The organism is Planotetraspora phitsanulokensis (genome assembly GCF_016863295.1).
Lineage (GTDB): Bacteria > Actinomycetota > Actinomycetes > Streptosporangiales > Streptosporangiaceae > Planotetraspora > Planotetraspora phitsanulokensis.
Genome location: NZ_BOOP01000036.1, coordinates 80039 through 93243, shown reverse-complemented (window position 1 = coordinate 93243; position 13205 = coordinate 80039). Strand labels below are relative to the sequence as shown.

Annotated in this window: 13 protein-coding genes; 3 read left to right on the top strand and 10 right to left on the bottom strand. The window is 71.2% G+C overall.

The window, feature by feature from the left end; translation table 11 throughout:
- Positions 1-142: 142 nt before the first annotated feature.
- Positions 143-838: an acVLRF1 family peptidyl-tRNA hydrolase gene (locus tag Pph01_RS33770; protein ID WP_204077251.1), complete on the bottom strand. Its 696-nt coding sequence runs from the start codon at positions 836-838 to the stop codon at positions 143-145.
- A gap of 147 nt (positions 839-985) precedes the next feature.
- Between Pph01_RS33770 and Pph01_RS33765 the strand changes: the two genes are divergently transcribed.
- Complete coding sequence (locus tag Pph01_RS33765; protein ID WP_239117217.1) at positions 986-2455, top strand: EAL domain-containing protein; 1470 nt, start codon at positions 986-988, stop codon at positions 2453-2455.
- Between the two features lie 60 nt (positions 2456-2515).
- On the opposite strand, the gene Pph01_RS33760 is transcribed toward Pph01_RS33765, so the two are convergent.
- The 6 genes from Pph01_RS33760 to Pph01_RS33735 all read right to left on the bottom strand — a co-directional run bounded on the left by Pph01_RS33760 (position 2516) and on the right by Pph01_RS33735 (position 7443).
- Positions 2516-3121, bottom strand: a complete 606-nt coding sequence (locus tag Pph01_RS33760; RefSeq protein WP_204077250.1) for a response regulator transcription factor — start codon at positions 3119-3121, stop codon at positions 2516-2518.
- A gap of 16 nt (positions 3122-3137) precedes the next feature.
- Positions 3138-4301, bottom strand: a complete 1164-nt coding sequence (locus Pph01_RS33755; RefSeq protein WP_204077249.1) for a sensor histidine kinase — start codon at positions 4299-4301, stop codon at positions 3138-3140.
- Between the two features lie 45 nt (positions 4302-4346).
- The gene (locus Pph01_RS33750; RefSeq protein WP_204077248.1) at positions 4347-5084 is read right to left on the bottom strand and encodes an ABC transporter permease; all 738 of its coding nucleotides are present in this window, start codon (positions 5082-5084) and stop codon (positions 4347-4349) included.
- Between the two features lie 2 nt (positions 5085-5086).
- Positions 5087-5971, bottom strand: coding sequence for an ABC transporter ATP-binding protein (locus tag Pph01_RS33745; protein ID WP_204077247.1), 885 nt, complete (start codon positions 5969-5971; stop codon positions 5087-5089).
- Between the two features lie 111 nt (positions 5972-6082).
- The gene (locus Pph01_RS33740; RefSeq protein WP_204077246.1) at positions 6083-7081 is read right to left on the bottom strand and encodes an amidohydrolase family protein; all 999 of its coding nucleotides are present in this window, start codon (positions 7079-7081) and stop codon (positions 6083-6085) included.
- Entirely contained in the window at positions 7078-7443 is a 366-nt protein-coding gene (locus Pph01_RS33735; RefSeq protein ID WP_204077245.1) for a metal-sulfur cluster assembly factor, read from the bottom strand. Before Pph01_RS33735 ends, Pph01_RS33740 begins: the two co-directional genes overlap by 4 nt.
- Before the next feature lie 104 nt (positions 7444-7547).
- Between Pph01_RS33735 and Pph01_RS33730 the strand changes: the two genes are divergently transcribed.
- Positions 7548-8306: an IclR family transcriptional regulator gene (locus Pph01_RS33730; protein WP_204077244.1), complete on the top strand. Its 759-nt coding sequence runs from the start codon at positions 7548-7550 to the stop codon at positions 8304-8306.
- 137 nt (positions 8307-8443) lie between these two features.
- Positions 8444-9976 (top strand): acyltransferase family protein, encoded by a 1533-nt coding sequence (locus Pph01_RS33725; RefSeq protein WP_239117216.1) that lies wholly within the window; start codon positions 8444-8446, stop codon positions 9974-9976.
- 94 nt (positions 9977-10070) lie between these two features.
- On the opposite strand, the gene hisG is transcribed toward Pph01_RS33725, so the two are convergent.
- The 3 genes from hisG to Pph01_RS33710 form a co-directional block, all read right to left on the bottom strand.
- The gene (gene hisG, locus Pph01_RS33720) at positions 10071-10916 is read right to left on the bottom strand and encodes an ATP phosphoribosyltransferase (protein WP_204077243.1); all 846 of its coding nucleotides are present in this window, start codon (positions 10914-10916) and stop codon (positions 10071-10073) included.
- A gap of 66 nt (positions 10917-10982) precedes the next feature.
- A complete protein-coding gene (locus tag Pph01_RS33715; protein WP_203886168.1) occupies positions 10983-11246 on the bottom strand; it encodes a phosphoribosyl-ATP diphosphatase in 264 nt (87 codons plus the stop codon).
- Between the two features lie 283 nt (positions 11247-11529).
- Positions 11530-13119 carry a DEAD/DEAH box helicase gene (locus Pph01_RS33710; protein WP_204077302.1) on the bottom strand — a complete coding sequence of 530 codons (1590 nt, stop codon included), beginning with the start codon at positions 13117-13119 and terminating at the stop codon, positions 11530-11532.
- Positions 13120-13205: the final 86 nt, after the last annotated feature.

Sequence of the window (13205 nt, the reverse complement as noted above, 5' to 3'; positions counted from 1 at the left end):
GGAACACTCCCGGGAAAGATGCGGTCAGGATCGGCGGGATGTCGATCAGTCGGGAGCGCACATACCCGTCATTGTAGGGGCAGGGACGTGGTAGGCATCTGACCCCGACCGTGCACCGGGCCCGGCCCCGGGAACGGGGACCTCAGCCTTCGGGGTCGAGCACCCGGATCCGCACCGCGCGGAACAGCGCGGGCGTGCCTTCGAGGACGGCCAGTTTCGGATCGGGCACCGCCAAGAACGAGCCCGCCTCGAGCGCGAACAGCGGCGCGAGCCGCCTGTCCCCGCGCAACTCGTCGACCGCCCTCCGGTCGCCGCCGAGCACGACGGCGTCGAGATCGTCCGCGCGGGGCACGAGCACGCGGGCCGCCACGTCGGCGGCGGCCGCCAGCGCCTCGGACGACTGCTTCTCCCTGCGCCTGGCGAAGCGCTGCTGCGACCAGCCGCCGGCGGCGCTGCGTCCGTGGACGAGCCGCGATCCCACCTTCGAGGTCACCAGGCGCTCCCCCTCGAACACGCCGGCCGCGTAACCGCCGAGGCGGACGAGCAGGACGCCCACCGTGCGCTCCCTCCGGGCGTGCGCGACGAGCACGTCCGCCGCGTCCTCCGCTTCACCGGCCGGGCTGCTCCCCTCACCCGGGACGTCACCGCGGCCGAGAGGCGGGAAGGGGACGTGGCACTCGGCGGCCGAGCCGTCCGCGGCGGCGAACCGCACCAGCGCGGGACCGGCGGTCGCCTCGACGGCGCCGTGGCGCTCCGCGAAGCCCAGGATCCACCCCGCGAGCCGCTCAGGCGCGACCGTCACCCATCGTCCGCCGCCCGCGGCCGGCCGTGCCGTCATGCCAGCAGAGATTACCCGTCACACCGGGGTCTGCCGCTCCTCACCAGGGGCGACGACTCTCCGTTGCACCGCCAAGTAAAGATCTCAACATATGGGGAAATATGGGTGAATTCTGCTGCTGGTGGCTGATGTGACCGATGAGTAAGGATGACAATCCAATACGTGTCGGTCCCCTCAACTTCGGCGGCGCCGCCTGCCATGCCACAGGCCCAGACCGCTCCAGACGCCTCGACGTCCGGAAGCCACCGTGCGCCCACGCCCGGTGTGGACGCGTCGGCGCCCAGCCGTCCCTACGGCGCGGCCCCTTCCGCACCCGACCCGGCGTCCCGCCCGTACGGCGCGGCTCCTCCCACGGCGAACCCCGGGGCCCGTCCCTACGGCACCGGCCCTTCGCCGTCGGACCCGGCGTCCCGCCCGTACGGCGCGGCCGCGCCCAGCGGGGACACCCCGCCCGCCGGCCGTCCCTCCGGGGCGACCACTCACGGGTTCGAGATGCCGGGATTCGACATCCCCGGCACCCCGGGCCGACCGCACTTCATTCCGATCATCGACCTCGACACCGGCGGCGTCATCGCGGTCGAGGTGATCGCGAGCACAATCGGCGGTCCCGTCGACGGCGTCGCCGCGACAGTCAGCGGCGTGCACGCCGCCGCGCAGGAGGAGGCCCTCCTGCCCCTCCTGCTGCCCATCCCCGTGTCCGCCGTGCTCGGCGGGTCCGCGGGGCTGGCGACGCTCCACGAGGCCCTGCGCGTGACCAACCGCCGCAGCCGTGAGGTGATCCTGGTCATCGAGGGAGACGTCTCCCCCGGCGACCGGCGCTACCTGCTGTCCGGGATCGAAGGCCTGCGGGCCGTCGGCTACCTGATCGCGTTCGGCGGTCTCGGCTCCTCCTACGTCCCGCTCGAACTGGTCGCGGACGCCTCGCCGTACGTGATCCTCATCGCGCCGGACGTGGTCGAGCGCGGGCCGCGCGACCCCCGCCGAAGCGGACTGGCCGAGGCCCTGGTGACGTTCGCCAAGGGCATCGGGGCGCACGTCCTGGCGCCGGGCGTACGCGACGAGACCCAGCTGGGCGCGGTGCGCGGCTGGGGCATCCGGCTGGCGCAGGGCCCGCTGCTCGCCCCCTCCGACTGGCGGCCGTCCCTCGGCCACAGCCGCGTCCACGTGCCGCTGCCGCTCCCGGAGACGACGCCGTCCGCCGCGATGCTGGGCCCGCGGGTCCAGGAGTTCCTGCTCCCCGCCGTGACCCTTCCCATGGAGTCCACGGCCGAGGACGTGATGGCCGCGCTCAGCTCGGAGCCCTCCATCACGAGCATCATCCTCGTCGACGAGTACCAGCGGCCGCAGGGCAGCATCGACCGCAGCCGCTTCCTGCTGTTCATGGCCGGCGCGTACGGCCACGCCCTGCACGCCAGGAAGCCGGCCCACCGTCTGGCCGACGCGGCCAAGGTGGTGCCGAAGACCACACCCGCGATAGCGGCCATGCAGGTGGCGGGTCGTGACAACGCCCGGGTCTACGACGACCTCGTGGTCGTGGACGAGGTAGGCAGGTGCATGGGCATCGTCAGGGTCGGCGACCTGATCCGCCACGTCGCCGACGCGCAGACGGGCCGCTGAGGTCCGCCGCTGAGGGTCCGCCGCCGAGGCGGGGCGGAAAGGTCAGAGCCGGGCCTGAGGTCAGAGCCAGCCCTGGTCCTGGGCCTTCTGCACCGCCTCGATCCGGTTGCGGGCCGACGTCTTCTGGATCGCCGACGACAGATAGTTGCGGACCGTCCCCTCGGACAGGTGCAGCCGCGCGGCGATGTCGTTGATCGTCGAGCCGTCGACGGCGGCGCTCAGGACCTCCCGCTCACGCGGTGACAGCGGATTCGGGCCCGCGCTGAGCGCGGCGGCGGCCAGGCCGGGATCGATCACGCGCTCGCCGGACAGGACACGTCTGATGGCGGCGGCCAGCTCGCGCGCGGGACTGTCCTTGACGAGGAACGCCGACGCGCCCGCTTCCATGGCGCGGCGCAGGTAGCCCGGCCGGGCGAACGTGGTGAGGATCATCACGTGGCACTCGGGGACCTCGCGGCAGATCTCCCCCGCGGCGGTGATGCCGTCCTTGCCGGGCATCTCGATGTCGAGCAGCGCCACGTCGGGCCTCGTGACCGCGGCCACCGCGACGGCCTCGTCGCCGGTCGCGGCCTCCCCGACCACTTCGATGTCGGGCTCGAGGCTCAGCAGGGAGGCGAGCGCCCCCCGGATCATGGTCTGGTCCTCCGCCAGTATCACGCGGATCACGTGCCCAACCTATCGCTCAGACGGCGACGGGCCGGTCGGCCCCCGGCTTCGCCGGCTGGCGTGGCACGACGACCCGCACGCGGAATCCCGCGGCGGACGGGTCCACCTCGACGGAGCCGCCGGCCGCGCCCACCCGCTCGGTCAGGCCCGTCAGGCCGCTGCCGGGCTGGTACGGCCCGGAGACGCCGTTGTCGGCGACCTCCAGCAGCGCGCCGGCCTCGCCGTACGTCAGGGTGATCTCGCAGCGGGTCGCGCGGGCGTGCCGTACGACGTTCGTCACCGCCTCGCGGACGGCCCAGCCGAACAGTCCGTCGAGGGGGTCGGGCAGCGGGGTGCCCGACGTCCGCACCGTCAGCTCGACTCCCGCCGAGGCCAGCGCGGACCTGGCGCCGTCGATCTCCTCGGAGAAGCAGCGCTGCCGGTATCCGGTGACGGCCTCGCGCACCTCGACCAGCGCCTGCCTGGCCACGGACTCGATGTCGGCCATCTCCCCGGCCGCCCGGTCGGAGCCCTGCTCGGCGAGCCTGCGGGCGAGCTCGCTCTTCAGCACGATGAGGGACAGGCTGTGGCCGAGCAGGTCGTGCAGGTCGCGGGCGATCCGCAGGCGCTCCTCGGTGGCCGCCAGCCTGGCGACCTCGCTCTGCGCCTGCCGGACCTGGACGACGAGCACCCTGGTGTTGCGCACTCCCATGAACAGCAGGCCGAGCGTCAGCACCTCCATCACGAGCAGTGACAGCGTGCCTCCGTCGGCCTTCTTGATCAGGCCGTCCACGATCACGATGGCCACCATGCCGCCGACGGCGGGCAGGGCGGCGCGCGGAGGCAGGCCCATGGCGAAGACGACGGTCACGTAGATCGGAAGCGCGAGCCAGCCCGGTCCGAAGAAGAGCGGGTAGGCGGCGGCCATCAGTACGAGGACGCCGAGGAGGGGCAGAGTGATCGGGTTGCGCTCCTCCTCGTCGTCGGACGCGGTCAGCACCGTCGTCACGTAGGTCGCCACGAAGGACACCAGCGCGACGATCTGCCAGCGGGCCTGATCCCACGGCACCTTGCCGCCGACGATGTCGACCACCGGGTAACAGAGGTAGACGAGGCCGAACATGACACCGATCAACCGTCGCCACCGGGCCGACCTCGCGTCCATCGCGCCGAACGTGAAGGTCCGGCTGAACCAGCCCATCCTTCCGCCTCCTGTCCCTGTTCCCACCGCGTCCCCGCCCTCCGGTCAGGCGCGGACCGTCGCCCGGCGGTAGGCGAAGACAGCGAGGGCGCCGAGCCCGACCGCCCAGCCCACGACCCCGAGGACGGAGGAGGCGTCCGGCGCGTCTCCCGCGGCGATCTTCCATCCGATGCTCGCGTAATCGTAGGACGGCAGCACCTGGGCGATCGACTTCATGGCGGACGGCATGACCTCAACAGGGAACCACAGGCCGCCGAGCAGGGCCAGCCCGAACATTCCGATCATGGCGACGGGCTGCGCCGTGTCCGGCGGCAGGAGCGAGCCGATCGTCAGGCCGAGGGCGATGAAGGGGATGGTCCCGATCCACAGGGAGCCGATGAGCCCGGCCCACTCGCCCGCCGGGAGCGACACGCCCTGCGTCAGCACCGCCGCGAGTCCCACCAGCAGCAGGGACGGCAGCACCAGCACCATGGACGCGATCAGCTTGGTGCAGATGATCGCCCAGCCGGGCAGCGGGGTGATCTGAAGCTGGCGCAGCCAGCCGCTGTGCCGCTCCTGCGCCCATGGCACCGCGCTGGACATGATCGACGCGGCGAGCGCCCCGTACGCCGCCATGGAGACCATCAGGACCACGGCGCCCTTGAGCCCGGTCGTCTCGTCGACCTGGTCCCCCCAGAGGTTGGAGTAGAGGAGGTAGAAGACCACAGGGAAGGCGACGACGAAGATGATGTACCGCTTGTTGCGGACCATGCGGAGCAGCTCGATCTTCAGATAGTGCGACACGGTCAGGACTCCTTGGTGAGAGCGAGGAAGGCGTCCTCCAGATCGGCCCCGTGGACCTGGAGATCGCGGACGTCGAGGGTGGTCTTGCGGTAGAGCGCGTCGAGGGTGGCGTCAGGATCCCCGGTCCTGACCGTCACGCGGTCCGCCTGGATCTCCACGGCGGACACCCCGGGCAGCGCGTCGAGCCCGGCGGCCGACTGGAGGCCGAGGCGGAAGCTCACCGTGTGTCCCGCCACCCCCGACTTGATCTCCGCGGCGGTGCCGTCGGCGACGACCTTGCCACGGGCGACGACCACGACCCGGTCGGAGTTCTGGTCCGCCTCCTCCAGGTAGTGGGTGGCGAACACGATCGTCCGGCCCTGCGCCGCGTAGGCCCGCATGTTGTCCCAGAACGACCGGCGCGATTCGACGTCCATCGCGGCCGTCGGCTCGTCCAGCAGGAGCAGCTTGGGGCCCCCGGCGATGGCCAGGGCGAAGCGCACCCGCTGCGTCTGGCCGCCGGACAGCTTGTCCGCCCTCCGTCCCGCGAGGTCGGTCAGCTCGGCCATCCGCAGCACCTCGTCCAGGGGCAGCGGGTCGGGATAGAGCCGGCGGATGAAGTCGACGGACTCCCTGACCGTCAGCTCGGGGATCAGCGCGCCCTCCTGGAGCATCGCGCCGATGTCCCCGCGGGTGACCGCCTCGTCCGGCCCGTTTCCGAACACCTTGATGTCGCCGCTGGTCGGGCGGAGCAGCCCCAGCAGCATGTTGATGGAGGTCGACTTGCCCGCGCCGTTCGGGCCGAGGAGCGCGACCGTACTTCCCGCTGCGATGTCCAGCGTGAGGCCGTCCACGGCGACCACGTCGCCGTACTTCTTGGTGACGCCGTTGAAGGCGATGGCGTTCATGACGTCAACGCTAGGCATGCTTCCGGTAGATCATCAGTGCCACGCATCCGGGCTTCGCGATGACATTTGTCAGGCGGGCCGGCTGCCCGCCTGCCCGCCTGGGAACCGGTCTCAGCGGCCGAGGCGGGCCCTGGCGTCCTCGACGTCCATGCCGTGGAGTCTGAGCAGGTTCTCCCCGAGGATCTTGCGCTTTGCCTGCTCGGTGAGCTGCGGGTAGCCGTACCCGTCGCAGAGGTCCTGCGGGATCTGGAAGTCCTTGAAGGCGCGCAGCGCCCACTGCGGATGGAAGATCGGCGCCTCCGACCCATAGATGATCTTGTCTTCGCCGCACCAGAAGAGCAGCTTGCCCATGATCTCGGCGAACATCCTGGGCGCCCGGACGACGAAGTTGATCGTCGCGGCCAGCGACGCGTACAGGTTGGGATAGCGGATGAGCTGCCAGCAGGTCTCGTCCAGGAACGGCAGGCCGACATGGAAGATGACGAAGTTGATGTCGGGGAAGTTGGCCGCGGCGCCGTCCATGTCCCAGGTCTGGGTGTGCTCGATCGGCTGCGGGCCGAGGGGGACGCCCTTGTGCACGCCGATGAGGTTCACGCCGAGCTCGCGGGCCTTCTCGAAGATCGGGAAGGCGATGCGCGGATCGTCCATCCGCCACGGGTACGGCGAGCCGTAGTCGTAGCGGACGTTGTACAACTTGAACGCCCGGGCGCCGAACTCGCCGACCTGGCGTTCCATCAGGTCGAGCGCCTTGCGGCCCTCGAGGGGGTTGACCGTTCCCCAGAAGACGGTCCTGTCGGGGTCCCGCGCGGCGAGCTCGGCGCACTCCGTCCACGGGGAGAGCCCGTCGTGGTAGAGGTCGGTGAGCGGGAGGGGCATCGCGACGAGCATGTCGGTGTCGGACTCCTCGTACACCATGCGCCGGATGTCCTCGATCGTCCACTGACGCAGGAACTCCTCCGGCGGCAGCTTGGTCTCGCCGTCCGGGGTGAGGGCGTTGTGGAAGGCGTAGAGGTGGTTGGAGAACATCTCGCCCGGTTTGCCGAAGGCGTTCTTCGCCTCGAAGTTGAACACGTGCGCGACACTGTCGAACACGAACGCGTCGTCGATCATGACAGTTCCTCCAGGATGTAGGCCTCCCGGTCCTGGACCTTCGAGGGGGGCGGCAGGAAGCGCAGAATCCGCGCGGCGCGCGGGGAGAGCCGGTCGACCGTCCACGCCTCGTCCCAGACGACCTCGACCTCGGCGTCCTCGACGCCGGGCTGAGCGGCGATCTTCTCGCGCACCTCGGTGAGGACCCGGGCGGCGAAGGGACACCAGCCCGACGTCAGCAGCAACTCGACCCGCGCCCGACCGTCCGCCACCTCAACGGACCTGACCAGGCCCATCTCCACGACCGAGATGCCCTTCTCCTTGCAGCACGGATCGAACACCTCGGCGAGCGCCTCACTGGCCCACGGCGGTATCTGCGACATGGCCCCATCGTGTGACGGGGGCGCGCCGGGCGGTAGCCGGGGTATTTCAGATGGTGCACACCACGGGTATTCCTTGCGCTACCGGCCCGGGACATGCTGTGAGGATGGCCGACACAGCGCCCAGCGATCTGATCCGCAGTGTCTCCCGCGCTCTGCGCGTGCTCGAGCAGGTCACCAGGTCCGACCGGCCGCTGACGGTGAAGGCGCTCGCCCGGCGCTGCGAACTCAACCTGTCCACGACCTATCACCTCGTACGGACGCTCTCCTACGAGGGCTACCTCACCCGGTGCCCGAGCGGCGAGTACACCATCGGCCCGCAGATCGCCGAGCGGTTCCACGAGCTGATCGGCGCCTTCCACCGCCCGCCCCGGGCTCCGTCCGTGCTGCACCATCTGGCCTCGGCCACCGGGCACACGGCCTACCTCGCCCGGCTCTCCCACGGACGGCTCTTCATCCTCGACGTGGCCGAGGGACCCCGCTCTCCCTGGCTGGAGGACCTGCAGGCCGGGCTGGAGACCGCGCCCCACGCGACGGCGCTCGGCAAGGCGCTGCTCCTCACGCTCTCCCCCGGCACACGGCGGCGCGTCCTGGCTGAGTACGGCATGCGCCCGTTCACCTCCACCACGCCGACCAGTCTCGAGGACCTCGAAGCGGAGTTGTCCGGCCTCCATCCGGGTGAGCTCGTGGAGGAGCACGGGCAGTTCCGCGACACCGTGGCATGCGCCGGCGTGGCCGTACCGGACGGCGACAGAGGCACCTGCCTGGCCGTCGGCATCTCCACGCGCGGACTCGACCTTCCCGATCTCGCGGTGTCGCATCTGCGCCAGGCGGCCGCCGACCTGCGGACGGTCGCCACGAGCTGATCAGCCGCCGGTACTGGGAGCGGTGCGAACTCGCCCGGGTCGGGCTGCCGGCCCGATGCACGAGCCGGATCCGCCGGGCGGGCACGGCGCGGGATCCCCCGGCCGATGGACGCCCGTCGGGGCGGGGTAGGGAACCGATGTCACCCCATCGACCCGAGGGTGCCCTGGAGGAGATGGACGACATGGGCGCCGCGTTGCGAGGGCTTCGCCGGCTCGCCGAGCAGACGCCGCCGTCACGGGAGCGGTTCGCGGACCTGCTCCGCGGCTTGTCGATCCTGGCCGTGGTCCTGGGTCACTGGCTGGTGACGGTGGTCGGGTACGACGAACACAGCGAACTGGTCGGCCGGTCGGCACTGCCCGACCTGCCGTGGGCTCATCCGCTCACCTGGCTCTTCCAGGTGGTGCCGGTCTTCTGCTTCGTCGGCGGATACGCCAACGCGGTCTCGCTGACCAGGCACCGCGACCGGGGCGGAGACGCGGCGGGGTGGCTGGTCAACCGGAGCGGGCGGCTGCTCCGGCCGACCACGGCCCTGATCCTGGTCATGGCCGGGGGCGCGTTCGCCGCCCACCTGCTCGGCGCCGATCCAGCCCGGGTTCGCCTGGTGGTGTGGTTCGCCTCGATACCGCTGTGGTTTCTCGTGGTCTACCTGGTCCTGGTCGTGCTGACGCCCTTGATGTACGCCCTGCACCTCCGGTACGGCCTGTGGGTCCCGCCGGCGCTGGTCTGCCTCGTCGCCCTCGGTGACGTCGCCCGGCTCCTCGGCGCGCCGTCCTTGAGTCTGGGCAACTACCTGTTCGGTTGGCTGGCCGTCTACCAAATGGGATTCGCCTGGCGAGACGGGCTGCTGCCCGCCCGCCCCCGGGTGGCGGCGCCGCTGCTGCTCGGCGGGGTCGGCGCGCTGCTGCTGTTCACCCTCGCGGGCCCGTATCCGGTCAGCATGCTCAACGTGCCGGGCGAGCGGCTGCACAACATGTCACCCCCGAGCCTGGCCCTGCTCGCCGTCGCGTCCGCCCAGATCGGGGCGGTGCTCCTGCTGCGCGACCGCGCCGCCCGGTGGCTGCGCGGCACACGGCCGTGGACGGTGGTCGTCGCGGTCAACACCGTGATCCTGACGATCTTCCTCTGGCACGTCACCGCCGCGGTCCTGGTGGTCTTCGCCCTCCACCTCGCCGGCGTCCTTCCCGTGTACGCGGCCGGCTCAGCAGGTTGGTTGGCCTGGCGCATCCCTTTGCTGCTGCTGTGCGGTCTCGCTCTGGCGCCCCTGGTCGCCGTCTTCGGGCGGATCGAGGTCCGCGGCGCACGCCGGGCCGTCGCGGACGCGCCGGGCACGGTCGCTCCCTCAGCCCGGTGTCCCGGACAACGTGCCCCGGCGGCACCCCCGACGACGCGCCTCGGGCTCGCCCTGGTGGCTCGCCCGGTGGCGCGTCTCGGACTCGCTCTCGCAGCCCACCCCGTGGCGCGTCTCGGGGTCGCCCTGGCGGGGTTCGCCGGTGTCGTCGTAGCCCTCCTCGACAACAGCCTGCTGCCCAGCACCGCTCCGGCCGTGTTGGGGTTGCCGACACCCGCCCTGGTCACGTACCTGGCGGGCGCGGCGATCCTGCGGCTCCTGCGGTCGGCGTCGCCCGGCGACGTGGCTCGCCGGAGCCCGGCCGGGTCACGACCCCGCTGACATTGCGGCGAGGTCATCGGCCACAGCAGGGTGTGCACGACGCTGGCAGGTCAGAAGCCGCAGGTGTGACACCGTGCGTCTCCGGGCCGCCCGGTCAGAGCCGCGCGGCGAAGATGGCGGTGATCAGGATGGCCTTCGCCCCGATCTCCCAGAGCTGGTCCATCACCTGCTGGTGACCCTTGCGCGGGATCATGGCGCGGACGGCGACCCAGCCCTCACGGTGGAGCGGGGAAACCGTCGGCCCCTCCATTCCCGGCGTGATCGCGATGGCCTCGTCGATGCGCTCGGCCCGGATGTCGTAGTCGATCATGACGTAGTCGCGGGCGACGAGCACGCCCTGCAGGCGCCGGATCAGCTGCTGGAAGCCGTTCGTCTCCGCGGCTCCGGACTGCTTGATCACGACGGCCTCGGAGTGGGCGATCGGCTCGCCGAAGACCTCCAGCCCGACGTTGCGCAGGGTGGTACCCGTCTCGACCACGTCGGCGACCGCGTCGGCGACGCCCAGCCGGATGGCGGTCTCCACCGCGCCGTCGAGCTTGATCACCCGGGCGTCGACACCCCGGTCTGCGAGGTACTTGCTCAGCAGGCCCGCGTACGACGTCGCGATCCGCAGCCCCGCCAACTCGTCGACGCTGGTGTAGGTCGCGGGAGCCGAGGCGAACCGGAACGTCGACCGGCCGAAGCCCAGCGGCACGACCTCCTCCGCCGGGGCGCCCGAGTCGAACAGCATGTCGCGGCCGGTGATGCCCGCGTCCAGGGTGCCCTCGCCGACGTACACGGCGATGTCGCGGGGGCGCAGGAAGAACAGCTCGATCGAGTTCTCGGGGTCGACGACCACGAGCTCCTTGGAATCCCTCCGCGGCCGGTATCCGGCCTCCTTCAGGATGGTCTGGGCGGCATCGGTGAGTGCGCCCTTGTTGGGTACGGCGAGACGCAGCATGGCGTGCGATGAACCTTTCGGAATCGGGATTGACGAGGTCACGAGCAGGTGGCCGCGATCACGCGGCTACAGATGCTTGTAGACCTGGTCGAGCCCGATGCCCCTCGCCAGCATGAGGACCTGGACGTGGTAGAGCAGCTGCGAGATCTCCTCGGCAGCCCGGTCGGCCGACTCGTGCTCGGCCGCCATCCAGCTCTCGGCGGCCTCCTCCACGATCTTCTTGCCGATGGCATGGACACCGGCGTCCAGGGCGGCGACGGTCCCCGAGCCCGGGGGCCGGGTCCGCGCCTTCTCCGCCAGCTCGGCGTACAGCTCTTCGAACGTCTTCATGATCTCTCTCGGATCGTCGGGCGTGCCCGTCCAGACTATCCGCCGCAGGGGCGCATCCAGGTCAGTCCCGCCCGGGGCGCGTCGCACACCCGCCGCGCGGACCATACCAAGGAACAACCCAGTTCGTGATCATGCGCGGATTCGAGGATCACCCTCTATGCAGCGGAAATGCAAAACGTGATCATGCAGGCCTACTTCACCTGCATGATCACGTTTGGCAAAACCGCAGATCAGGGCCTTAGAACAAGAACCTGTGCATGATCACCACAAGGATCGGGGCAGCTCAGCGACCCGCTTCCCGAACGCCTGCGTGATCACGGCGAGGGGGGCGGCGGTCGCCGCGGGACCCGCCACGGTCACCGCGAGGCCCACCGTGCTCGCCACGGGATGCGCCGCGGTCGCCGCGGGAGTCGTCACGGCGCTCGAAGGGCCGGTCGTCACGCCGCTCGCCGCGGCCCTCAGACGGCCTGTCGCGGAACCGGCCGCGGATCTCGCTCACGCTGCCGGCGGCCGACTCGTCCCGCCGCCGCGGCGGCCTGGCCTCGCCGGGACGGCCGTCCCGGTCGCGGCGGTCGCCGAACCGGCGCGAACGGCGGTCGCCGCCCGCGTGGTCGGCCTTGGGACGCAGCGGCTTGCGCACGTCCGGCTCCCACACGGGGATCGACTCGCCGCTGGGCCGGCGGGCGCCGGCGATCTCCGCCAGCACGGGGTCGCCGGGCGTCACCCGGTGCCGGGACGGATTGATGCCCGCCCGGCGTGCCATCTGCTCGGTCGAACGGCGCTCGTTCGGCATGACCAGCGTCAGGACGCTGCCCCGCTCGCCCGCCCGGGCCGTACGGCCACCGCGGTGCAGGTAGCTCTTGTGGTCGGCCGGCGGGTCGACGTGGAGGACGAGGCTGACGTCGTCCACGTGGATGCCGCGGGCGGCCACGTCGGTGCAGACCAGGACCTTGATGTTGCCCTCGCGGAACTCGCTCAGGATCCGGGTCCGCTGGTTCTGCCGCTTGCCGCCGTGCAGGCCGCCGGCCCGGACGCCGACGCGGGCCAGCTGCTTCACGACCCGGTCGACGCCGTGCTGGGTCCGGACGAACAGGATCGTCCGGCCCTCCCGGCTGGCGATCTCTGCCGTCACGTCGACCTTGTCGTCCCGGTGGACCTGGACCAGATGGTGCTCCATGGTCTCGACCGACGAGGTCGCGGGGTCGAGGGAGTGGGTGATCGGGTCGGTGAGGAACGCCCGCACGAGCTTGTCGACGTCGCCGTCCAGCGTGGCGGAGAACAGCAGCCTCTGGCCGTGGGCGGGGGTCTTGGCCAGGATCGAGCTCACCACGGGGTAGAAACCGAGGTCGCACATGTGGTCGGCCTCGTCGAGGACGCTGACCTCGATGTCCTCGAGGGAGCACTCGCCCTGCTCCATGAGGTCGGTCAGCCGCCCGGGCGTGGCGACGACGATCTCGACGCCGCGGCGCAGCGCCTCGATCTGCCGGCCCATGGACATGCCGCCCACCACCGTCTTGATCCGCAGCGAAAGACCGCGGCCGAGCGGCTCGAGCGAGTCGGCCACCTGGAGGGCCAGCTCACGGGTGGGGACGAGGATGACGGCGCGGGGACGCCTCGGGAGGGCGCGCTCACCGGCGACCCGCGCCATGGTGGGCAGGCCGAAGGCCAGCGTCTTGCCGGAGCCGGTCTGGCCGCGGCCGAGGACGTCGCGCCCCGCGAGGATGTCGGGGATGGCCGCGCTCTGGATGGGGAACGGCGCGGTGATGCCCTGCCGGGCCAGCCCCGCCACGAGCGGCTTGGGCAACCCGAGCTGGGCGAAGTCGGCCGTCGCCTCCTCGGTGTCGAGGGTCGCGGGCAGGCCGGGGTCGAGCATGGTCACGAAATCGTGCCTTTCATCGAAGGTGACGTGTCGGAACACGGGGGCGCGTCACTTCTGCGAAAGGACGAGCCGGGGCAAGC